Genomic DNA, 20,741 nt, shown 5'->3' with positions numbered 1-20,741 from the left:
CCGACCGATGCAACGGAAGACAACCGGGTCCCCGGCAACATGAAGTTGCGTCAGCTCGGCTCAACTCGACTTGACGATCGGCGCAGGCGTGGCACTATTGAGTCAAGTTCACTCAACTTGTGACTTGTGCAGGGCGGGCGCAGCCCGTCGCCTGCTCCGACGTAAGAAGCGAGGAAGCGAAGATGGCACGTGCGGTCGGTATCGACCTCGGTACGACGAACTCCTGCGTCAGCGTTCTCGAGGGCGGTGAGCCCACCGTCATCGCCAACGCCGAAGGCTCGCGGACGACCCCGTCGATCGTCGCGTTCGCCCGCAACGGCGAGGTGCTCGTCGGTGAGGTCGCCAAGCGTCAGGCGGTGACCAACCCGGACCGGACCATCCGCTCGGTCAAGCGGGAGATCGGCACCACCTGGACCGTCGACATCGACGGCAAGAAGTACACCCCGCAGGAGATCTCGGCCCGGACGCTGATGAAGCTCAAGCGGGACGCCGAGGCCTACCTGGGCGAGCAGATCACCGACGCGGTGATCACCGTCCCGGCCTACTTCAACGACGGCCAGCGCCAGTCGACCAAGGAGGCCGGCGAGATCGCCGGCTTCAACGTGCTGCGGATCGTCAACGAGCCGACCGCCGCCGCCCTGGCGTACGGGCTGGACAAGGGCTCCAAGGAGCAGACCGTCCTGGTCTTCGACCTCGGTGGCGGCACCTTCGACGTCTCCCTGCTGGAGCTCGCCGAGGGCGTGGTCGAGGTCAAGTCCACCAGCGGTGACAACCAGCTCGGTGGCGACGACTGGGACCAGCGCATCATCGACCACCTGGTGAAGACCTTCCGTGGCGAGCACGGCATCGACCTGGCCCAGGACAAGATGGCCCTGCAGCGCCTGCGCGAGGCGGCCGAGAAGGCCAAGATCGAGCTCTCGGCGGCCACCACCACCAACATCAACCTGCCCTACATCACCGCCGGCTCGGCCGGCCCGCTGCACCTGGACGTGACGCTCAGCCGCGCCGAGTTCCAGCGGATGACGCAGGACCTGCTGGACCGCTGCAAGGGCCCGTTCGAGCAGGCCGTCAAGGACGCCGGAATCCGCGTCTCCGACGTCGAGCACGTGATCCTCGTCGGCGGCTCGACCCGGATGCCGGCCGTCACCGACCTGGTCAAGCAGCTCACCGGCAAGGAGCCCAACAAGGGCGTCAACCCCGACGAGGTCGTCGCCGTCGGCGCCGCCCTGCAGGCCGGCGTGCTCAAGGGCGAGGTCAAGGACGTCCTGCTGCTCGACGTGACCCCGCTGAGCCTGGGCATCGAGACCAAGGGCGGCATCTTCACCAAGCTCATCGAGCGCAACACCACCATCCCGACCAAGCGCTCCGAGGTCTTCACCACGGCCGACGACAACCAGCCGTCGGTGCTGATCCAGGTCTTCCAGGGCGAGCGGGAGATCGCGGCCTACAACAAGAAGCTCGGCACCTTCGAGCTGACCGGCCTGCCGCCCGCGCCGCGCGGCGTGCCGCAGGTCGAGGTCACGTTCGACATCGACGCCAACGGCATCGTCAACGTGCACGCCAAGGACCTGGGCACCGGCAAGGAACAGAAGATGACGATCACCGGCGGCTCCTCGCTGCCGAAGGACGACATCGAGCGGATGCGCCGGGACGCCGAGGAGCACGCCGACGACGACAAGCGTCGCCGCGAGGAGGCCGAGACCCGCAACCTGGCCGAGGCCCTGCAGTGGCAGACCGAGAAGTTCCTCGCCGAGAGCGGCGACAAGCTGCCGGGCGAGAACCGGGACCAGATCAACGAGGCCCTCGGCGAGCTGCGTGGCGCGCTCGGCGGGCAGGACATCGAGAAGATCAAGTCGGCCCACGAGCGGCTCGCGCAGGTCTCCCAGCAGGCCGGTTCGCTGCTCTACTCGGCTCAGGCCGACCAGGGTGAGCAGCCGGGCGCGGCCGGGGCGGGTGCCGGGGCGACCGGTGGCCCGCAGGCCGGTGGCCCGCAGGCCGGTGGCGCCGACGACGTCGTCGACGCGGAGATCGTGGACGAGGACAAGGACAAGAAGTGACGATCCGCCTCGCACACGTACGCACAGCAGAGGGATGAGGTAACCGCATGACGGAGAAGCCACGAGCCGCCGACCCGGGTTCCACCGGGTCGACGCCGGGTGGCTCCGCGACCGCGGGGCAGGAGGCCGGCGAGAAGCCGCGGGTCGTCATCCGCGACAACCGCAAGGTCGACAAGTCGGAGGAGCCCGCCGCCGCCGACGCCGGGGCGGACGTCCCGGCCGAGGGGCTGGTGACCGACGCCGAGGTGGTGGTCGACGAGATCGAGGTCGAGGCCACCGCCGTGGACGGGCCGACGCCCGAGGGTCCGCCGGTGGTGGACGCCCCGGCCCAGCCCGTCGACGGCGGTGCCCCGGCCACCGGCGCTCCGCTCGGCGCGGAGCTGGAGGCGCTGCGGGGCGAGCTCGACGAGCGGACCCGGGATGTCCAGCGGGTGTCGGCGGAGTACGCCAACTACCGCAAGCGGGTGGACCGGGATCGCAACCTGGTCCAGGAGAAGGCCACCGGCACCGTGCTCGCCGCGCTGCTGCCGATCCTGGACGACCTGGACCGGGCCCGCGAGCACGGCGACCTGGTGGGCCCGTTCGGCTCGGTGGCCGAACAGCTCACCACCGCGCTGGGCAAGTTCGGCCTGACCGCCTTCGGCGAGCAGGGCGACCCGTTCGACCCGACCCGGCACGAGGCGGTGGCGCACCAGACCTCCGACGAGGTGACCGAGCCGACCTGCGTGCAGGTCATGCGTCGGGGCTATCAGCTCGGCGAGCGGCTGCTGCGGCCGGCCCTGGTCGCGGTCGCCGACCCGCAGTAGTGCCGACCCGAGTCGTCCCGCCCGCCCGCACCGGGTGGGCGGGACGACCGGGACAGATCCCGTGGAAGGGGGTGGACCGGTGAGTTCCAAGGACTGGATCGAGAAGGACTACTACGCCACGCTGGGCGTGCAGAAGTCCGCCTCCTCGGACGAGGTCAAGAAGTCGTACCGGAAGCTGGCTCGGGAGTCGCACCCGGACCACAACCCGGGCGACCCGCAGGCCGAGGAGCGCTTCAAGGCGGTCTCGGAGGCGTACGCGATCCTCGGCGACGAGGCCAAACGCCGCGAGTACGACGAGATGCGCTCGCTCTTCGGCTCGGGCGCGTTCCGGCGCAACGCCCGGGGCGCGGGCGGGCCGCCGTTCGACGCCTCCGACCTCTTCGGCGGCGGCGCCGCTGGCGGTGACCGTCGCTTCGGTGGCGGCGGCCCCGGCTTCCAGGACCTGTTCAGTTCGATCTTCTCGGGGGGCGGGGCGGCCGGTGGCCCGTCCCGGGCGCGGGGCCCGGCCAAGGGCCGGGACATCGAGACGGAGGTGGCGCTCGACTTCGGCGACGCGGTGCACGGGGTGACCCTCCCGTTGACCCTGCGCGCGCCCGGGGTCTGCGACACCTGCGACGGCAGCGGGGCGAAGCCCGGCACCCGTCCGGTGACCTGCCCGGTCTGCCACGGCGCCGGGGTGACCACCCGCAACCAGGGGTCGTTCAGCTTCTCCGAGCCGTGCCGCACCTGTCAGGGCGTCGGCACGGTCGTCGAGGAGAAGTGCCCGGAGTGCCACGGCACCGGCGGGGTCACCAAGACCCGCACGCTGAAGGTCCGCTTCCCCGCCGGGGTGGCCGACGGGCAGCGCATCCGGCTGGCCGGGCGCGGCGAGCCGGGCGAGCGCGGCGGCCCGGCCGGCGACCTGTTCGTGCACGTGAAGGTCCGGCCGGACGAGCTGTTCGGGCGTACCGGCGACGACCTGACGTTGACCGTGCCCATCACCTTCCCGGAGGCCGTGCTCGGCACGGACCTGCGGGTGCCCACGCTCGACGGCACGGTGACCCTGCGGGTGCCGCCGGGCACGCCGAGCGGCCGGGTGCTGCGGGCGCGGGGCAAGGGCGTGACGCGTCGCAACGGCCAGCCCGGCGACCTGCTGGTCACGCTGGACGTGGTGGTGCCGGCACGGGTGTCCGACGAGGCGCGGGCGGCGCTGGAGGCGTTCGCCGAGCAGTCCCCGCCGGCCGCCCGGGAACACCTCGACGCCAGGGTGCGTCGATTCAGTTGAGCCAGCTGGAGTGCGTGCGGAGGTGAGCGGGCATGTCGGTGGAGTTCATCGGCTCGGATGACCCTGCCTACGAGGCCAAGGTCCTGATGATCTCGGTGGCGGCGCGGATGGCGGGGATGCACCCCCAGACGCTGCGCCAGTACGACCGGCTCGGCCTGGTGCAGGCCGGGCGGGCGGCGGGCGGCGGTCGCCGCTACAGCGTCCGGGACGTGGTGCTGCTGCGCGAGGTGCAGCGGCTCAGCCAGGACGAGGGGGTCAACCTCGCCGGGGTCAAGCGGATCATCGGCCAGGAGCGCCTGCTCGAGCAGGCGCAGCAGCGGATCGCCCGGCTGGAGGCGGAGCTCGACGCCGCGTACCGCCGGGTGGCGGAGCTGGAGTCGCTGGCCCGCTTCCCCGGCCGCGACCTGGTGCCCACCAACCGCGCCTCCACGGCCCTGGTGGTCTGGCGGCCGCGCCGCGACCACTGACCCCACGGCCGGCCCGCTCGACGGCCCGGTCCGCTTCCGGGTATCCCGGCGCGGGCCGGGCCGGCTCCGTTAACCTGTGAATCAGGTGCCATCCGTGCAAAATGGACGGGGCGCATCGCTGGATCGACCGCGACGGCGAGGGGGAACCATGTCGGAACCGGCCAGGAAGATCGCGGAACAGGCGGAGGAACGGCTCGACCGGGTGGCGAAGTCGGCCCAAAGGAAGCTCGACACGATCAGCGCGGGCCAGTTCACCGACAAGATCAAGAAGGGGCGGTTCGCCGACCGCACCGACCACGACCACGACCACGACACCGACACCGACTCCGGCACCGCGCGGGGCGGCGAAACGGGACGTTAGCTCCCCGACCGACGCGCCCGGGGCCGAGCCGACCCGTTGGTCGACCCGGCCCCGAGCGGTGCAAGGCAGGCGTGCCGGCTCACTCGGTGCTGAGCAGCGGCCTGGCCCGCTGGCGGGCGGCCCGCCGCCGCAGCCACACCTTGAACCAGGCGAAGTCCGGCAGCCGGGCCAGCATCGGCCCGGTCACCACCGTGATCAGCACGTACGCCGTGGCGAGCGCCGCCAGCCTCGGCTCGACGCTGCCGGCGGCGACGGCGAGCCCGGCGATGACGATGGAGAACTCCCCGCGTGGCACCAACGCCAGACCCGCTCGCCACCGGCCCGGCTCGGCGATGCCGACCCGCCGCGCGGCCAGGTACCCGGTGAGCGTCTTCGTGGCCATCGTCACCACGGCCAGCCCGAGCGCCGGCAGCAGCACCGGCGGGATGTCCCGTGGGTCGGTGACCAGCCCGAAGAAGACGAAGAACACGGCGGCGAAGAGGTCCCGCAGCGGGGAGAGCATCTCGGTGGCGTGGTGCGCCACCGGCCCGGAGAGGGCGATGCCGACGAGGAACGCGCCGACCGCCGCCGACACCTGAAGCTTCGCCGCGATGCCGGCCACCAGCAGTGTCAGCCCGAGCACGCCCAGCAGCAGCGCCTCCGGGTCCTTCGCCGACAGGGCCGTCGAGATCAGGTGGCCGTACCGGATCGCCACCACGAGCACCAGCACGACGGTGCCCACCGCGACGGCGAGCGCGATGCCGCCGCCGAGCAGGCCGCTGCCGGCCAGCACCGCCGTGAGCAGCGGCAGGTAGAGGGCCATCGCCAGGTCCTCGATGACCAGCACCGAGAGGATCACCGGGGTCTCCCGGTTACCGAGCCGCCCCAGGTCGGCCAGCACCTTGGCGATCACGCCCGACGAGGAGACCCAGGTGATGCCGCCGAGCACCAGGGCGGCCACCCAGTCCCAGCCGAGCATGAAGGCGAACGCCGCGCCGGGCAGGGCGTTGAGCAGCCCGTCGATCAGGCCGGCCGGGGCCGCCGCGCGGAGGTTGCCGACCAGTTCGCCGGCCGAGTACTCCAGGCCCAGCATGACCAGCAGCAGGATCACGCCGATCTCCGCGCCGACGGCGAAGAACTCCTCGCTGGCGTTGAGCGGAAGCACCCCGCCGTGTCCGAAGAGGAGCCCGGCGAGCAGGTAGAGCGGGATGGGGGAGAGGCCGATCCGCCGCCCGAGCCGCCCCAGCAGCCCAAGCAGGAAGAGCAGCGCACCGACCTCGATGAGCAGCGTGGTGGTCTCGTGCATCCGCGGCTCAGCCGTCCGGATGGTTGTCGGCGAGAATGGCTGTGACCCCGTCGAGGCCCTGGCGGTTGCCGACCACGACCACCACGTCACCGGCCTCGAAGCGGAACGTCGGGTCCGGCGAGACGATCACCTCGCCTCGCCGCAGGACGGCGACGATGGAGGCGCTGGTCCGGGTACGAGCCTTGGTGTCGCCGAGCCGCTTGTTGACGTACTTCGAGCCGGCCGGAATGACGATCTGCTCGGTGAGCAGCCCGGCGGCCTGCTCGCGCAGCCCGGAGAGCTGCCCGAGCATCAGCGACGCGCCGAGGATGTCGGCCAGCGCCTCCGCCTCGTCGTCGGTCAGCGGTATGTCCGCCTGGCAGGAGTCGGGATCGTCCGGGTCGTACAGAACTAGGTCGCGGCGGCCATTGCGGTGGGAGACCACGCCTAGCCGGCGGCCGGATTCCGTCACCAGATCGTGACGCATACCGATCCCGGGTAAGGCAGTCTGTTCGACACGTACTCGCACGGCGGCAAGGGTACAGCCCTGCGGAGGAAGGTCAATGGCTGGTCAAGGGCTACGCACCGGGCTGACGCTGCTGCTCGTAGCGCTGCTCGCCGGCTGTTCCATCGGCGACGTCCGCCGCCGACCGCCGGATCGGACCACCGCGTCGCCCCGGCCGCCGCAGACCGGGCCGCCGCAGAGCGGACCGCCGTCGCATCAGGAGGGTGTCGAGGTACGCCACGTCCGGCTCACCGCGGGCCGGCGGTACGACCCGCCGATGATCGAGTTCGTCACCGCCGAACGCGGGTTTGCCCAGTTCAGCGGCTGCGCCGCCGCGTCGACGACGGAGCGGAGTTGCCCGGCGTTGCTCTACTCCACCGTCGACGGTGGGCGCACCTGGCGGCCGCTGCGGCACCCGCACCCCGACGCGGCGAACCCGCAGCTCTACGCCGTGCCGGGCACCCTGGCGCTCTTCGTCGACCCCCGCGACTGGTACACCTCCACCGACGGCGGAGTCACCTTCGCCCACTCCCTCGGGGATCGGGCCCCCGCCGCCTGGCGGGCCGCCCAGGGCCGCTTCCAGCTCGACGAGGCCACCGGCCGGGCGGTCCGCTGGCAGGGGCGACGCATGACGCCCCTGCCCGTCCAGCCGCCGGTGCCTGACCTGCACGGCCTCGTCGAGGCCCGCGGCCTGCTGGTGGCAGCCGGCCTCGACGGCGGCAAGCCGTACGCGGCGATCTCGCCCGACGGCGGGCGAAGCTGGCAGCGGACTGCGCTGCCGGCACCCGCGCTCGGGGCGTTGCAGCCGATGGTCGGGCCGGACGGCGAGGTGCGGCTCGTCGGCTGGCCACCGGACCGGACGGGCTTCCCCACCCTCTGGCGGTACCTGGACCGGTGGATCCCGCTGCCCGCCGAGGGGCATCCCGCGCGGGCGCTCTCGGTGGTGCCCCTGACCACCGGGCGGTTCGCCGTTAGCGGCCCGGCCGGCGTGGGCGTCGTCGCCGACGGCCGGTACGACCGGCTGGACTGGCCGCTCGGCCCCGAGCACTACCTGAGCCTGCTGGACGACGGCACGGTGGTGGGCCGCGCCCCCGCCGAGGTGCTGCTGGCCTCGGGCCCGGTCGGCGGCCGGCACTGGGTGCGGGTGGTGCTGGAAGCCACCTGAGCCGCCTGGTTCGCGGCCGGGTGTCGGCGGTTCGTGCGGTTGCGGCTGCTCGCGCAGGGTCGAGCGCGGCCGGATGGTGGGGTGGCTCGCGCGGCGTCGGGCGGGGCCTGTCTCTGTTTCGCCGCCTTTGGAGCTGAGTCGTTTGCGTCATCAACCCTGCGGGCTCAGGTGCAGGGTCAGCCCGACGAAGGACGAGAGCTGACGAGGTGACCTAAAGTTTCTCCGCCACGAATACGCCCACCCCTTCGAGCGTCTCGGTCAGCCCGGTCGCTCGGAGGATCATCATGGCCTTCCCGACCACAGTGTCCGACACGCCGTACTCCTTGCAGAGCTGTGACCGGCTCGGCAACTTTGCGCCGGGTGGCCACTCGCCTGATTCAATCTTGTTCCGTAGCTCGTCTGCGAGCACTTGGTACTGCTGCTTGGGCATACACACTCCCCGGATGGCATGCCCATTCGATCACGGCGCAACCTCCGACTTCAAGCAATCGGTGGTTGGTCGTTGGCCTACAACCGGTGGCAATTGTAGGTTGTGGTCGAACGCTCCCGGATGGCACTTGGGGCGCTCGACGGGGCGGGACGGCAATCCCCGGTTGACCGTCCCGACCTCCCCGGTTGGTCCTGTTCGCGCGGTTGGCGCTGTTGGCGACAGGGCCGGGCGGTCGGTCGGCCCCCGTCGACCGACCGCCCAATCCGGCCTGGCACAAGAGTCGTCGAGGAAAGGACAGCCTGTGGTGCGTGCACTTCTACGATTTCTGCTCAGCCGCCAGCCTGCCGGGCCGTACCCGGCAGCCCACCGGCCCGTCGGTGCTGCCGGGCTCGTCGGTTCAGGCCGGCTCGTCGGTGTTGCCCAGACCGTTCCGCCTGGTCCGCGCAACCGGCCGCCGGCCAGCGTCTACCGCCCGTGGTCGTACCCGCCGCTGCGGCCCTGGCAGGTGCGGAGCCGGACCTGCACGATGCGCCGGCGCGGCGCGGACCCGGCGGAGGTCACCGAGTTCCTCGACCGGGTCGCCACCGACCTGGCCGCTGCCTACGCCGCGCTGGCGCGCAGCCGCGAGGAGGTCGCTCGGATCGCGGCGGCGCTGCGGGAGCGGCAGTCCCGCCAGACGCCGGCCGCGCGCGACCTGGCCCGGCGGCCGTGAGCGGCCGGTATGTCATCCACCTGCCGGTGGTGGCGGCCGACCTGGCCCGCGCCAAGATCCTGGCCGGCACCGCCGTCCGGTCGCTGGCCATCGTCGCCCCCGTCGATCCCGGCGAGACCACCGTCTCCGCCGAGGACGACCAGGGGGTACGCCACCGCGTGTTCTGCGACCGGCGGCTCGACGGTGGGCGGCGCTGTGTGCTGCGGGCCGATCACGAGACGCCCTGCACCGCTCGCTTACTCCGCTGATCGGGTGCAGTAGTTGTCGCCAGGGCGACAAGAAGTGCACCCGAAGGGGTGCGGGTTGCCGGAACGGCGGCGGCTGCCGCCGCTCGGGAGTGAAGTGCGTGACTCAGGTCACAGCTGCAAGGTTGAGCGGAATAGACTCAACTCTGGTTGTGTCTGTCCCAGTGGACACGCCGATCACCGGGGGAGCCCATGAACACCGAACGTCTCACCACCAAGAGCCGCGAGAGCATCACCGGTGCCGTCGCGCTGGCCAACCAGCGCGGCCACGCCACCGTGGAGCCCTGGCACCTGCTGTTGTCGCTGCTGGACACCGAGGGGTCGACCGCCGCCGGCCTGCTGCGCGCCGCCGGGGCCGACCCCGTCGAGCTGCGCCGGGCCGCCCAGCGGGCGGTCGACGCCCTGCCGGCCGCCCGAGGCTCCAGCCTCGCCGAGCCCACCCTCGCCCGCGAGTTCGTCAACGCCATCGGCGCGGCCGAGCAGATCGCCCGGCCGCTGGGCGACGAGTACACCTCCACCGAGCACCTGCTGGCCGGCCTGGCCCGGGTCGGCGGCGCGGTCGCCGGCGCGCTGAAGTCGGCCGGTGCGACCGAGGAGACCCTGGTCGCGGCCTTCCCGACCGTCCGGGGCGGGGACCGCCGGGTGACCACCGCCGACCCCGAGCAGACCTACCAGGCGCTGAGCAAGTACGGCGTCGACCTGACCGCCAGCGCCCGGGACGGCAAGATCGACCCGGTGATCGGCCGGGACTCCGAGATCCGCCGGGTGATCCAGGTGCTGTCCCGGCGTACCAAGAACAACCCGGTGCTGATCGGCGAGCCCGGCGTCGGCAAGACCGCGATCGTCGAGGGCCTGGCCCAGCGGATCGTGGCCGGGGACGTGCCCGAGTCGCTGCGCGACAAGAAGCTGATCTCGCTGGACCTCGGCGCGATGGTCGCCGGCGCGCAGTACCGGGGGCAGTTCGAGGAGCGGTTGAAGTCGGTGCTGGAGGAGATCAAGAACTCCAACGGCCAGGTCATCACCTTCCTCGATGAGCTGCACACCGTCGTCGGCGCCGGCAAGGGCGAGGGCTCGATGGACGCCGGCAACATGCTCAAGCCGATGTTGGCCCGCGGCGAGCTGCGGATGGTCGGCGCGACCACCCTGGACGAGTACCGCGAGCACATCGAGAAGGACCCGGCGCTGGAGCGCCGCTTCCAGCCGGTGCTGGTCGGCGAGCCGACCATCACCGACACCATCGGCATCCTGCGCGGGCTCAAGGAGCGCTACGAGGTGCACCACGGCGTACGGATCACCGACGCCGCCCTGGTCGCCGCCGCCGCCCTCTCCGACCGCTACATCACCGAGCGGTTCCTGCCCGACAAGGCCATCGACCTGGTCGACGAGTCCGCGTCCCGGCTCCGGATGGAGATCGACTCCCGGCCGGTCGAGGTGGACGAGATCGAGCGGGCGGTGCGCCGCCTGGAGATCGAGGAGATGGCGCTGGCGAAGGAGCCCGACGCCGCCTCCGCCGAGCGGCTGGAGCGGCTGCGCAAGGAGCTGGCCGACAAGCGCGAGCAGCTCACCGCGCTGTCGGAGCGCTGGAAGCTGGAGAAGGACCACATCACCAAGCTCTCCACGGCCAAGGAGGAGTTGGAGCGCCTCGGCGGCGAGGCCGAGCGGGCCGAGCGCGACGGGGAGCTGGAGCGGGCCGCCGAGCTGCGCTACGGCCGCATCCCGGCGCTGAAGACCGACCTGGCCAAGGCCGAGGAGGAGCTGGCCCGGCTCCAGGCCGACGGCGCGATCCTCAAGGAGGAGGTCGGCGCGGACGACATCGCCGCCGTGGTCGCCTCCTGGACCGGCATCCCCGCCGGCCGCCTGCTGGAGGGCGAGACCGCCAAGCTGCTCCGGATGGAGGAGTCGCTGGCCGCCCGGGTGGTCGGCCAGGCCGAGGCGGTCGGCGCGGTCTCCGACGCGGTCCGCCGCGCCCGGGCCGGCGTCGCCGACCCGGACCGCCCGACCGGCAGCTTCCTCTTCCTCGGCCCGACCGGCGTCGGCAAGACCGAGCTGGCCAAGGCGCTCGCCGAGTTCCTCTTCGACGACGAGCGGGCCATGGTCCGCATCGACATGAGCGAGTACGGCGAGAAGCACTCCGTGGCCCGCCTGGTCGGTGCCCCGCCCGGCTACGTCGGCTACACCGAGGGCGGTCAGCTCACCGAGGCGGTGCGCCGCCGGCCGTACTCGGTGATCCTGCTCGACGAGGTGGAGAAGGCCCACCCGGACGTCTTCGACGTGCTGTTGCAGGTGCTCGACGACGGCCGGCTCACCGACGGCCAGGGGCGCACGGTGGACTTCCGCAACGCCATCCTGGTGCTCACCTCCAACCTCGGGTCGTCCGTGGTCGGCGACCTGACGCTGGCCGACGAGCAGCGCCGCGAGGGCGTCCTGGCGGTGGTCCGGTCGCACTTCAAGCCGGAGTTCCTCAACCGGCTCGACGACATCGTGGTCTTCGCCTCGCTCCTCGGCGACGACCTGCGGGCCATCGTCGACATCCAGTTTGAGCGCATGCGCCGCCGGCTGGCCGACCGCCGACTCGGGCTGGAGATCACCGAAGCGGCCCGGGGCTGGCTGGCCGAGCACGGCTACGACCCGATCTACGGCGCCCGCCCGCTGCGCCGCCTGGTGCAGACCGCCATCGGCGACCAGCTCGCGCGCGCGCTGCTCTCCGGCACGATCCGCGACGGTGACACGGTGAAGGTCGACCTGGCCGACGGCAAGGACGGCCTGACCGTCACCGCGAGCTGACGGGCGACCGCCGCCGCGCAGAGGTCAGGGTCGCGCAAAGGTCAGGGTCGCGCAAAGGTCAGGGTCGCGCAAAGGGTCAGGAAGGGCCCCTCGGATCGACGGGGCCCTTCCTGCCGAGGAAGGACAGGGATGCTCGGACGGGGCAACAGGAAACTCGACGGGGCGGTCACTGAGCTGGCGGAGGCCAACGCCCTGATCTTCGGGTTGAGCATGCTCGGGGCGTCGCCGCAGGCCGAGGCGTACTGGGAGGTCGAGCGGCAGCTCGACGCGCACCCGGAGCAGGCCCGCCGGAAGGTCGACCGGCTGCTGACGCACGGCTCGCCGGCCGGCCGGGCGTACGCGGCCACCCTGCTCGACCGCATCGACCCGGCGGCGGGCCGCGCGGCCTGGGCGGCGATGCGCGCCGATCCGACCGAGCTCGTCACGCAGACCGGCTGCGTGCGCCGCCGGACGACGCTGGGCGAGTACGCCGCCGGCGAGCTCGGCAAACGTTGATCAAATAGCCGGGTCGACGCCGACCGATCGGGGCTGCCGAATGCCCGGCCGCCGACCGTACGGTGCGGGCATGACCGCACCCGGGGCTGCCCCGATCCGCCCGCCCCGACCGACCTCGGTCACCGTCGCCTGCTGGCTCCAGATCGCCACCGTGCTGATCCTGCTCGGGCTGGTCGCCCTGGCCGCGTACGAGGCGGTGCGCTTCGACGGGGAGATCAGCCGCGCGGCCCGGCTGGTGCCGACGGCCGATCCCGCCGAGGTGCGCGACGAGCGGAGTGCCAACGTCTTCGGCACCCTCTTCGTGGGCGTGCCCGTCCTGCTGCTCGCCGGGTGGCTCGCCGGCACCGCGCTGCCGCTGCTGCGGGGGCGCAACGTCGCGCGCGTCCTGGTCTTCGTCTCCGGCGGCGGGCAACTGCTGCTCTGCCTGGCCCAGGCGTGCGGTGGCGCGCTGCTGTTCCCGCTCGTGCTCGTGCTCGGGCTCTCCGAGGGCATCGATCCCGAGGGCATCGATCCCGAGGGGATGGGCCCCGACGGGGAGCCCTTCCCCGAGGAAGGCTTCTGGCAGGAGTCGAAGTTCCTGGAGACCCTGTACGAGCGGCAGGACGCCCACGACGCGGTGATCTTCCCGGTGATCGGCCTCGGCGTGCTGACCGTGCTGCTGCTCAGCGCGGCCGTGGTGCTGCTGCTCGCCCTGCCGCCCGCGAACCGTTACTTCCGGCCCCGGCCGCAGCCCCCGGCCGGCCCGATGCCGTACGTCGGCTGGCCCAGCCCTCCGCTTCCGCCCGCCGGGCCGGTCGCGCCGGTGGGCGGCTGGCTCCCGCCGGGGTATGCGGTCCCGCCCGGGTACGTGATCTGCCCCGCCCCGGCCCTGCACCTGGCCCACCCCCCGACGCCACCCGGCCCGGCACCCGCGCCGCCCGTGTCGCCCAGCCCCGGGCCCACCGATTCGCCCGCCGCGCCGGGTAGCTGATCGTTTACTCAGCGAACAGCTGGTTTCCCCACGTGCACGGGGTTGTTACCGTCCTCGCCGACGCACCTGGGGAGGCGATCGCAGTGGACGGATCGGTGGCGTATCTGGTGACGACGGCTGGCTGCCTCGTCGCGGTGGCCGGAATCGTGGTCGCCGTGCTGGCCTGGCGGCGGTCGCGCAAGAAGACGGGGCATGCCGGCCCGACGGATCCGTTCCGCGACCGGGATGCCGACGCGCTGCGCGGCGACCCGCGCCGGCTCAGCCCCGGCGACATCGTCGAGATCCGTGGCACGTCGTACGCGGTGCGCGGCTCGGTGCTGCTCAAGGAGGGCACCTGGACCTGGTCGGAGCACCTGCTCGACGACGCCGCCGGCGGGCAGCTCTGGCTCTCCGTCGAGGAGGACCCGGACCTGGCGCTGGTGCTCTGGACGACCGACCCGGCGCTCACCCTCACCCCGGGCGCGCGGAGCATCGACCTCGACGGCCGCCGGTACACCAGCAAGGAGTCCGGGCACGCCCTGTTCACCTCCACCGGGACCACGGGCCTCGACCCGTCGGGCGCGATGCGCTACCACGACTACCGGGGACCGGGCGCCCTGCGGCTCTCCTTCGAGGCGTACGGCAACGCGGCCTGGGAGGTCGCCCGGGGCGACGAGCTGCACCGCGCCGAGGTCATGATCTATCCGCAGTCCGGCCCGGAGAAGGTGGGCTGAGGCGTGCTGGTCACCCTGGACGCTCCGTACGTCGACACCAGCGCCGCCGACCTCAGCCTCGCCCTCGGCGACGCGGAACGCCCCGCGCTGCACGTGCTCGACCTCGACCTGCCCGCCGGCGTGCGGCTGCGGCTGCGACTGCTCGGCGCGTCCCACCAGGTGCTGCTGCGCGCCCCCGGCGTCGAGCTGACCGAGACCGTGGCGTGCCTGCCCGGCCGCCCGCCGGAGCTGCCCGCCACCAGGCTGGACGAGGCGACCGGCTACCGGTTCACCGCCACGGTGCTGCGGCCGACCGGCACCGGGCTCGCCGACCGGGTCGCCGCGCTCCGCGCCGAGCTCGCCGGCGACCCGTACGCCCTGGTCGGGGTCTTCCCCGGCGACGTGGACGCGGTGACCGCCCTCGCCGTCCGGGCCGATCCGCCGGGCGGGACGGTCGCCTGGCGCACCTGGCACGCGTATCCCCAGACCAACGAGCTGGTCCTGACCGAGACGGTGGTGGCAACTGTGAGCGCGAGGAGTGAGCCGGTTCTGCGAGCCCCGCAGTCGCGAGCGGAGGGGGAGCTGTGAAGAAGTCGTACCGGACCTGGCTCGTGGCGGGCGCGGCGCTCGCCGTGGTCGGCGCGCTGATCGCCGCCGTCGCCATCTTCTCCGGCAACTTCTCCCCCCGTGGGTACGTGGAGGACAACTACAGCCGGGCGTCGAGCCGGGACATCGGCGACGACGCGATCGCGTACACCTCGCCGAAGTCGCCCAGCCAGGTCGCCAAGGAGGTGACCGACGCGTGGAAGCCGGCCGACGAGTACGTCGACGGCAGCGGCGTCTACCTGCGCTACGACGACGACTCGGTGGTGATCCTGCCGATCGCCGCCGGCTCGGTGATCCTGCTCGAACGGATGACCACCGCCCACGCCCGCTACCACTCGACCGTCGGGTCGTACTGGGGTTGGGGGCGCGGCAACACCGTCCGGGGCGGCGGCCCCGGTTCCGGCAAGTAGCCCGACGACCGACCCCTCGAACTGGAGCCCCCTGTGCAGAATCTCGTCATCGACCTACTGGTCACCCTCGCCTACGGCGTGGTCGGCGTCGTCCTGATGGGCGTCGGCTACGGGCTGGTCGACGTGATCACCCCCGGCAAGCTGCACGAGCTGATCTGGACCGAGCGCAACCGCAACGCCGCGCTGCTGCTCTCCTCCAACCTGCTCGGCGTCGGCATCATCGTGGTCGCCGCCATCGTGGCCAGCGACGACGACTTCGTGCTGGGCCTGATCGGCGCGGCGGCGTACGGGATCGTCGGCCTGGTCATCATGGCCGTGGCCTTCCTGCTGCTCGACGCGCTGACCCCGGGCAAGCTCGGCGAGCTGCTGGTCGACCCGGAGCCGCACCCCGCCGTGTGGGTGTCGGCGGTGGTGCACCTGGCCACCGGCGCGGTCATCGCCGCCGCGATCAGCTGATGTTCACCCGCACCGCCGCCACCCCCGCCGACCCGGGCGACAAGCACCCGACGCCGCCGGAGAAGCCGCAGGCCAGTGCCTTCGCCGCCGGCCTGTTCATCTTTGCGCTCTGCGGCATCCCCTTCGGGCTCGGACTGGCCTTCGCCGACGAGTCCGGCACCGACGTGCCGCCGCCGACCGCCGAGGAGCGGGCCCAGACCGTGCCGCTGCTCGCCCAGGCCGCCGCCGGCCAGGGCATCTGCTATGGCTGGCGGCTGGAGCGAGATTTTGATTCCCTGGTCAATGTCGGCTCCAATTTCGGCGACGGGGTCGCCGTCAACAGCGCCGGCTGCACGCGCTGGGTGCAGGTCCGCGTTGTGATCGACTACGGCGTGGAGAGCCGCGACATCGCGTCAATTGCCGTGACCGGCTCGTCCGGCTTCCGATTCGCCGAGCTGCGCGCGATCGAGCGGGGCCTGGAGCGGTTCGGGCTGGACGAGGACGCCTTCCTCGACGAGCCCGGCTGGGCGATCTGCCGGGCCGCCGCGACGTTGCCGCTGCTGGCCGCCGAGGCCGGCCTGGCCCCGCCGGCCGCCCCGCCGAGCGCCGACCCGTCCGCCTCGGTGGCCCCGCTGCCCGGCGCCGGCAGCGACTTCTGGCGGGACCGCTGGGGCTGGCTGCTCGCCACCGCCGGGGTGCTGCTGGTCGCCGGGCTGCTGATCGCCGTCGGCCTCGTGCAGTGGCGTCGGCAGCGGGCGACGCCAGCCGGGCGTACCCAGGGCGCGGCGTGACCACCGACGTGTCGGCGGCGGCGGTCGACGGCGGGCCGACCGCCCGGCCGCGCCGCCGGTCGGCCCGCACGGCGGTGCTGGTCGCGGTCTTCGTCTGCGCCGCCTGCGGGTTGGTGTACGAGCTGGCGCTGGTCGCCCTCGGCAGCTATTTGATCGGCGACACGGTCGGCCAGGCGTCGATCGTGCTCGGCGTGATGGTCTTCGCGATGGGCATCGGCGCGCTCGCCGCCAAGCCGTTGCAGCCCCGCGCCGCCGCCGCGTTCGCGCTGGTCGAACTGGCCCTCGCCCTGCTCGGCGGGCTCTCGGTGCTCGGCCTCTACGCCGCGTTCGCCTGGCTGGACCTGTACGGCCCGGCGCTGGTCGGCACCGCGTTCGTGCTCGGCCTGCTCATCGGCGCGGAGATCCCGCTGCTGATGGTGATGCTGCAACGCATCCGGGAGCAGTCCGCCGGCAGCGCCGTGGCCGACCTCTTCGCCGCCGACTACGTGGGCGCGCTGCTCGGCGGGCTAGCCTTTCCGTTCCTGCTGATGCCGGTCTTCGGCCAGCTCAAGGGCGCGCTGGTGGTCGGTGCGGTGAACGCGGTGGCCGGCGTCGCGCTGGTCTGCACGGTGTTCCGCGCGGAGCTGGGTCGCCGGGCGCGGATCGCGGTCGGCGCGGGCTCCGTGGTGGTCGCCCTCTGCCTGGGCTACGCCTGGTTCACCGCCCACGACTTCGAGCTGACCGCCCGCCAGCAGCTCTACCGGGACCCGGTGGTGCACGCCGAGCGCAGCCGCTACCAGGAGATCGTGCTGACCCGCTCGGTGCGGGAGGCGGGCCGCACCGCCACCGACCTGCGGCTGTTCCTCAACGGCGACCTGCAGTTCAGCTCCGTCGACGAGTACCGCTACCACGAGGCGCTGGTGCACCCCGCACTCAACGGCCCGCGCGGCGAGGTGCTGGTGCTCGGTGCCGGGGACGGGCTCGCGGTCCGGGAGATCCTGCGCTACCCCGACGTGCGCCGGGTGACCGTGGTCGACCTCGACCCGGCGGTGGTGGCGCTGGCCCGCCGCGAGCCGCAACTGCGTGAACTCAACGGCGACGCGTTCGCCGACCCCCGGGTGCGGGTGGTCAACGCCGACGCGTTCGGCTGGCTGCGCGGCACCGCCGAGCGTTTCGACGTGGTGGTGGCCGACCTGCCGGACCCGGACGAGACGGCCACCGCCAAGCTCTACACCGTCGAGTTCTACGCCCTGGTCCGGTCGGTGCTCGCCGGGGACGGGCGGCTGGTGGTGCAGTCCGGCTCGCCGTACTTCGCGCCCCGGTCGTACTGGTCGATCGAGGCGTCGGTGCGGGAGGCCGGCTTCGCCACCGTGCCGTACCACGTCGACGTGCCCAGCTTCGGCGACTGGGGGTTCCTGCTGGCCGCGCCCGGGGCCACCCCGCCGGCGTTGGCGCTGCCCGCCGCCGCACCCCCGCTGCGCTTCCTGAGCGCGGGGACGCTGGCGTCGGCGGGGAACTTCCCCGCCGACCGGCCCCGGCTCGACGTCCCCGCCTCCACCCTGCTGCGACCCCGGGTCCTGGAGTACGCCCGCGCGGAGTGGCGCGGCTACTGACGGACCGACGGGCACCGGCGGTGGTCCGTTCGCTGGGCGACCCGGTCGCTCGGCGCATGGCGTGTCGGCGCGTTGTGCGTCCTTCGAGGTGCCGGCCTGGACCGCACTGGTTACGGTGTGAGCCCCAGCCCAGGAAGGGAGCATCGTGGTCGACCCGCACAGCCCCCCACCGGCCCGGACACGTCCGGCCGTCGTCACCGTCTCCAGTTACCTACTGATGCTCGTCGCCCTGATCCAGGTGATCCAGCTGATCTTGACGTTGGTCACCTTCGGCGCCACCCGCGACGTACTGCGCGACGCGTACGCCGGCACCAGCCTCGAGTCGACGACGGACTTCACCCTCGCGGTGGGCGTCGGCAGCTCCATCTTCGTGCTGCTCTTCGCGCTCGGCCTGGTGGCGCTGGCCTTTTTCAACAACCAGGGCCGCAACGGCGCCCGGATCACCACCTGGGTGCTGGGCGGCCTGATGGCCTGCTGCTCCGGCAGCAGCCTGCTGTTGAACAGCGTCGGCGGCGGGCTCGCCGACACGGGCGGAAGCACCAACGACGGGCCCAGCCCGGAGGAGCTCACCCGCCGGCTGGAGGCGGAACTGCCCTCCTGGCTGACCCCGGTCAGCAACACGCTGGGGGTCATCGCGGTGCTCGCCCTGTTGGCGGCGCTGATCCTGCTGGCCCTGCCGGCGGCGAACGCCTTCTTCCGCAAGCCGCAGCAGGCCTGGGAGCCCCCGGTGCCGGGTGCCGCCTACCCGGCGTACCCCCAGGCACCCGACCAGTCCTACGGTGCCGGCCAGTACGGCCAGCCCGGCCAGCCCGGTCAGCACGGCCAGCCCGGCCAGTACGGCCAGCCCGGCCAGTACGGCCAGCCCGGTCAGTCGTCCGCGCCGCACGCGGCTCCCGGCTCGACCTCCCCGGATCAGCCGTACCCGTACCCGGGCCAGCCGGCCCCGGGATCGTCGTACGACCCGCCGGGTCCGGCCGGGCCGGGGCAGTCGGCCGACCCCGGGCCGTCGCCCAGCGGCGGCAGCGGTCACAGCGGCGGAGACAGCGGCGGCAGCGGTCACAGCGGCGGCGGCGACTCCGGGGGCGGCTCCTCGTCGTCGGACTCGGGCTCGTCCTCCTCAAGCTGACCCCACCCCCGCGCGGGACGCGCCGGACAACGGGGACACCGACGATCCCTCCGAGTAGGTTCCACACGGACGCCTACCGGAGGGATCTGTCGTGTCGTACCCCGAGCAGGTGCCGGCCCGCCGCCCCGTGGCGGTGCGGCTGGCGGCCTCGATGCTGGTGCTGATGGCGGTCGGCGCGTTGGCCTACGCGATCGCCGCGCTGGTCACCCTGGGCGGCACCGTCGACCGGTTCCGGGCGGCGGCGGCCGACACCACCGCCGGCGCCGGGGCGGTCGACGGCCTGGTCACGGTGCTCCGGCTGACGGTGGGGCTGTCGGCGGCGCTGACCGTGCTGGTCGGCGTCGTGCTCGTCGGGCTGGCGTTCGGCCTGTTGGCCGGTCGCGGCGGGGCCCGGACGGCGACGTGGGTGGTCGCCGGCCTGGGGTCGGTCGTCGGCTGCTGCGGGCTCGCGACGCTGGCCGGCCAGCGGGCCGTGCCGCTGCGGGGCGACGCGAACGACCGGGCCACCACCGAGCTGCTCGGCCTGGTCGGCGACGCCTACCCGTCCTGGTGGCTTCCGGTCAACGCGGCCCTTTCCGTCGGCCAGGTCCTCGGTTACCTTGTGGTAACCGCGCTGCTGGCGCTGCCGGCCGCCAATGCGTGGTTCGGTCGGCGCCGTCGCGCGTCAACTCCGGTCGGTCCCCCGCCGGCCATGCCCCCGTACCCGCCCCGATGAGGACCCCGTGACCGCAGGGCAGGCCCCCGCCGCGCGCCGCGCGCTGGTCACCGGCGCGACCGCCGGTATCGGGGCCGAGTTCGCCCGCCGGTTGGCCGCCGAGGGCTGGGCCCTCGTGCTGGTGGCCCGCGACGCCGACCGGCTGGCGGCGGTCGCCGCCGAGCTGACCGGCCGGCACGGCCACCCGGTCGAGGTGGTCGCGGCGGACCTCTCCACCGACGAGGGCTGCCTCGCCGTGGAACGCCGGCTCACCGAGGGCACCCCGGTCGAGCTGCTGGTGAACAACGCGGGGACCAGCCTCAACCAGACCTTCCTGCGCTCCAGCGTCGCCGACGAGTCCCGCCTGTTGCGGCTGAACGTGCACGCCGTGCTGAGGCTGACCCTCGCCGCGATCGGGCCGATGACCGACCGGGGGCACGGGGCAGTGATAAATGTCTCTTCGATCGCGGGCTTCGGCCCGGTGATGCCCGGGTCGACGTACCCGGCGAGCAAGGCGTGGGTCACCGCGTTCAGCGAGTCCGTCGACCTCACCACCAGGCCCCGGGGAGTGCAGGTCATGGCCCTGTGCCCCGGCTACACCCGCACCGGCGCGCACGAGCGGCTCGGCATCGACATGTCGGCGATGCCCCGCGCGATGTGGCTGGAAGTCGAGCAGGTCGTCGGGGAAGGGCTGCGTGACCTGCGGAAAGGTCGCACAGTGAGCGTGCCGTCACGGCGCTACCGGCTGGCCGCCGCCGCCCTGCGGCACGCGCCCCGGAGCCTGCTGCGCCGATTCGGCCGAGACACCCGCGGACGCGATCGGCAAACTCCCGGCTGACCTGCGAGCCAGCGCCCGCCCCGGAGCCCGCA

At 73.0% G+C, this 20,741-nt stretch carries 22 protein-coding genes and 1 pseudogene; 20 read left to right on the top strand and 3 right to left on the bottom strand.

The genetic code is table 11. The annotated features are described in order from the left end of the window. Positions 1 to 182: 182 nt before the first annotated feature. The 5 genes from dnaK to ACLQ2V_RS23695 all read left to right on the top strand — a co-directional run bounded on the left by dnaK (position 183) and on the right by ACLQ2V_RS23695 (position 4,955). Positions 183 to 2,057: a molecular chaperone DnaK gene (dnaK, locus tag ACLQ2V_RS23715; RefSeq protein WP_425720761.1), complete on the top strand. Its 1,875-nt coding sequence runs from the start codon at positions 183 to 185 to the stop codon at positions 2,055 to 2,057. A 47-nt stretch (positions 2,058 to 2,104) separates the two neighbouring features. Then, complete coding sequence (gene grpE, locus ACLQ2V_RS23710) at positions 2,105 to 2,863, top strand: nucleotide exchange factor GrpE (protein WP_425720760.1); 759 nt, start codon at positions 2,105 to 2,107, stop codon at positions 2,861 to 2,863. A gap of 79 nt (positions 2,864 to 2,942) precedes the next feature. After that, positions 2,943 to 4,127, top strand: a complete 1,185-nt coding sequence (gene dnaJ, locus ACLQ2V_RS23705) for a molecular chaperone DnaJ (RefSeq protein ID WP_425720759.1) — start codon at positions 2,943 to 2,945, stop codon at positions 4,125 to 4,127. Between the two features lie 32 nt (positions 4,128 to 4,159). Beyond that, positions 4,160 to 4,594: a heat shock protein transcriptional repressor HspR gene (locus ACLQ2V_RS23700; protein ID WP_425720758.1), complete on the top strand. Its 435-nt coding sequence runs from the start codon at positions 4,160 to 4,162 to the stop codon at positions 4,592 to 4,594. A 148-nt stretch (positions 4,595 to 4,742) separates the two neighbouring features. Next, entirely contained in the window at positions 4,743 to 4,955 is a 213-nt protein-coding gene (locus tag ACLQ2V_RS23695) for a hypothetical protein (RefSeq protein ID WP_425720757.1), read from the top strand. A 79-nt stretch (positions 4,956 to 5,034) separates the two neighbouring features. On the opposite strand, the gene ACLQ2V_RS23690 is transcribed toward ACLQ2V_RS23695, so the two are convergent. Continuing rightward, the gene (locus ACLQ2V_RS23690; RefSeq protein WP_425720756.1) at positions 5,035 to 6,240 is read right to left on the bottom strand and encodes a cation:proton antiporter; all 1,206 of its coding nucleotides are present in this window, start codon (positions 6,238 to 6,240) and stop codon (positions 5,035 to 5,037) included. Positions 6,241 to 6,247: 7 nt separating this feature from the next. Continuing rightward, positions 6,248 to 6,748 carry a cation:proton antiporter regulatory subunit gene (locus ACLQ2V_RS23685; protein ID WP_425720755.1) on the bottom strand — a complete coding sequence of 167 codons (501 nt, stop codon included), beginning with the start codon at positions 6,746 to 6,748 and terminating at the stop codon, positions 6,248 to 6,250. A gap of 34 nt (positions 6,749 to 6,782) precedes the next feature. Here ACLQ2V_RS23685 and ACLQ2V_RS23680 point away from each other — a divergent pair, with 34 nt between their 5' ends. Next, a complete protein-coding gene (locus tag ACLQ2V_RS23680; protein ID WP_425720754.1) occupies positions 6,783 to 7,889 on the top strand; it encodes a hypothetical protein in 1,107 nt (368 codons plus the stop codon). Positions 7,890 to 8,100: 211 nt separating this feature from the next. Here the strand turns inward: ACLQ2V_RS23680 and ACLQ2V_RS23675 are convergent, their stop codons facing one another. Beyond that, on the bottom strand, positions 8,101 to 8,319 hold the full coding sequence (locus tag ACLQ2V_RS23675; protein WP_425720753.1) for a winged helix-turn-helix domain-containing protein: 219 nt from the start codon (positions 8,317 to 8,319) through the stop codon (positions 8,101 to 8,103). Positions 8,320 to 8,785: 466 nt separating this feature from the next. Between ACLQ2V_RS23675 and ACLQ2V_RS23670 the strand changes: the two are divergent. The 14 genes and pseudogenes from ACLQ2V_RS23670 to ACLQ2V_RS23605 all read left to right on the top strand — a co-directional run. Beyond that, positions 8,786 to 9,031: pseudogene (locus tag ACLQ2V_RS23670) on the top strand (DivIVA domain-containing protein); the annotation flags it as partial. Then, on the top strand, positions 9,028 to 9,279 hold the full coding sequence (locus ACLQ2V_RS23665; RefSeq protein ID WP_425720752.1) for a hypothetical protein: 252 nt from the start codon (positions 9,028 to 9,030) through the stop codon (positions 9,277 to 9,279). The pseudogene ACLQ2V_RS23670 and the gene ACLQ2V_RS23665, both read left to right, overlap by 4 nt. A gap of 189 nt (positions 9,280 to 9,468) precedes the next feature. Further along, positions 9,469 to 12,060 (top strand): ATP-dependent chaperone ClpB, encoded by a 2,592-nt coding sequence (gene clpB, locus ACLQ2V_RS23660; protein WP_425720751.1) that lies wholly within the window; start codon positions 9,469 to 9,471, stop codon positions 12,058 to 12,060. A 129-nt stretch (positions 12,061 to 12,189) separates the two neighbouring features. Beyond that, a complete protein-coding gene (locus ACLQ2V_RS23655; protein WP_425720750.1) occupies positions 12,190 to 12,555 on the top strand; it encodes a hypothetical protein in 366 nt (121 codons plus the stop codon). Between the two features lie 70 nt (positions 12,556 to 12,625). After that, positions 12,626 to 13,525: a hypothetical protein gene (locus ACLQ2V_RS23650; protein ID WP_425720749.1), complete on the top strand. Its 900-nt coding sequence runs from the start codon at positions 12,626 to 12,628 to the stop codon at positions 13,523 to 13,525. Positions 13,526 to 13,608: 83 nt separating this feature from the next. Then, positions 13,609 to 14,238 carry a DUF4178 domain-containing protein gene (locus ACLQ2V_RS23645; RefSeq protein ID WP_425720748.1) on the top strand — a complete coding sequence of 210 codons (630 nt, stop codon included), beginning with the start codon at positions 13,609 to 13,611 and terminating at the stop codon, positions 14,236 to 14,238. A 3-nt stretch (positions 14,239 to 14,241) separates the two neighbouring features. After that, positions 14,242 to 14,805, top strand: a complete 564-nt coding sequence (locus tag ACLQ2V_RS23640; protein ID WP_425720747.1) for a DUF2617 family protein — start codon at positions 14,242 to 14,244, stop codon at positions 14,803 to 14,805. Continuing rightward, entirely contained in the window at positions 14,802 to 15,233 is a 432-nt protein-coding gene (locus tag ACLQ2V_RS23635; protein ID WP_425720746.1) for a DUF4247 domain-containing protein, read from the top strand. Before ACLQ2V_RS23640 ends, ACLQ2V_RS23635 begins: the two co-directional genes overlap by 4 nt. A 33-nt stretch (positions 15,234 to 15,266) precedes the next feature. Next, positions 15,267 to 15,689 (top strand): DUF350 domain-containing protein, encoded by a 423-nt coding sequence (locus ACLQ2V_RS23630; protein WP_425720745.1) that lies wholly within the window; start codon positions 15,267 to 15,269, stop codon positions 15,687 to 15,689. Next, positions 15,689 to 16,459, top strand: coding sequence for a hypothetical protein (locus ACLQ2V_RS23625; RefSeq protein WP_425720744.1), 771 nt, complete (start codon positions 15,689 to 15,691; stop codon positions 16,457 to 16,459). The genes ACLQ2V_RS23630 and ACLQ2V_RS23625 overlap by 1 nt, the downstream gene beginning before the upstream one ends. Then, positions 16,456 to 18,051 (top strand): polyamine aminopropyltransferase, encoded by a 1,596-nt coding sequence (locus ACLQ2V_RS23620; protein ID WP_425720743.1) that lies wholly within the window; start codon positions 16,456 to 16,458, stop codon positions 18,049 to 18,051. Before ACLQ2V_RS23625 ends, ACLQ2V_RS23620 begins: the two co-directional genes overlap by 4 nt. 145 nt (positions 18,052 to 18,196) lie before the next feature. Beyond that, a complete protein-coding gene (locus tag ACLQ2V_RS23615; RefSeq protein ID WP_425720742.1) occupies positions 18,197 to 19,177 on the top strand; it encodes a hypothetical protein in 981 nt (326 codons plus the stop codon). A gap of 91 nt (positions 19,178 to 19,268) precedes the next feature. Beyond that, on the top strand, positions 19,269 to 19,892 hold the full coding sequence (locus ACLQ2V_RS23610; protein WP_425720741.1) for a hypothetical protein: 624 nt from the start codon (positions 19,269 to 19,271) through the stop codon (positions 19,890 to 19,892). A 7-nt stretch (positions 19,893 to 19,899) separates the two neighbouring features. Beyond that, positions 19,900 to 20,709: an SDR family NAD(P)-dependent oxidoreductase gene (locus tag ACLQ2V_RS23605; RefSeq protein ID WP_425720740.1), complete on the top strand. Its 810-nt coding sequence runs from the start codon at positions 19,900 to 19,902 to the stop codon at positions 20,707 to 20,709. Positions 20,710 to 20,741 lie beyond the last annotated feature (32 nt).

Source organism: Micromonospora sp. DT233 (assembly GCF_049841815.1).
Classification (GTDB): Bacteria; Actinomycetota; Actinomycetes; order Mycobacteriales; family Micromonosporaceae; genus Micromonospora.
Note: the sequence above shows the minus strand (reverse complement) of the source record. Positions and strands in the feature narration are given on the sequence as shown.

What these genes read in the sequence shown, in the direction of transcription:
- dnaK (WP_425720761.1), top strand. Translation starts at nt 183, where the DNA reads ATGGCACGTGCGGTCGGTATCGACCTCGGTACGACGAACTCCTGCGTC.
- grpE (WP_425720760.1), top strand. Translation starts at nt 2,105, where the DNA reads ATGACGGAGAAGCCACGAGCCGCCGACCCGGGTTCCACCGGGTCGACG.
- ACLQ2V_RS23700 (WP_425720758.1), top strand. Translation starts at nt 4,160, where the DNA reads ATGTCGGTGGAGTTCATCGGCTCGGATGACCCTGCCTACGAGGCCAAG.
- ACLQ2V_RS23695 (WP_425720757.1), top strand. Translation starts at nt 4,743, where the DNA reads ATGTCGGAACCGGCCAGGAAGATCGCGGAACAGGCGGAGGAACGGCTC.
- ACLQ2V_RS23690 (WP_425720756.1), bottom strand. Translation starts at nt 6,240, where the DNA reads ATGCACGAGACCACCACGCTGCTCATCGAGGTCGGTGCGCTGCTCTTC.
- ACLQ2V_RS23680 (WP_425720754.1), top strand. Translation starts at nt 6,783, where the DNA reads ATGGCTGGTCAAGGGCTACGCACCGGGCTGACGCTGCTGCTCGTAGCG.
- ACLQ2V_RS23675 (WP_425720753.1), bottom strand. Translation starts at nt 8,319, where the DNA reads ATGCCCAAGCAGCAGTACCAAGTGCTCGCAGACGAGCTACGGAACAAG.
- clpB (WP_425720751.1), top strand. Translation starts at nt 9,469, where the DNA reads ATGAACACCGAACGTCTCACCACCAAGAGCCGCGAGAGCATCACCGGT.
- ACLQ2V_RS23655 (WP_425720750.1), top strand. Translation starts at nt 12,190, where the DNA reads ATGCTCGGACGGGGCAACAGGAAACTCGACGGGGCGGTCACTGAGCTG.
- ACLQ2V_RS23650 (WP_425720749.1), top strand. Translation starts at nt 12,626, where the DNA reads ATGACCGCACCCGGGGCTGCCCCGATCCGCCCGCCCCGACCGACCTCG.
- ACLQ2V_RS23625 (WP_425720744.1), top strand. Translation starts at nt 15,689, where the DNA reads ATGTTCACCCGCACCGCCGCCACCCCCGCCGACCCGGGCGACAAGCAC.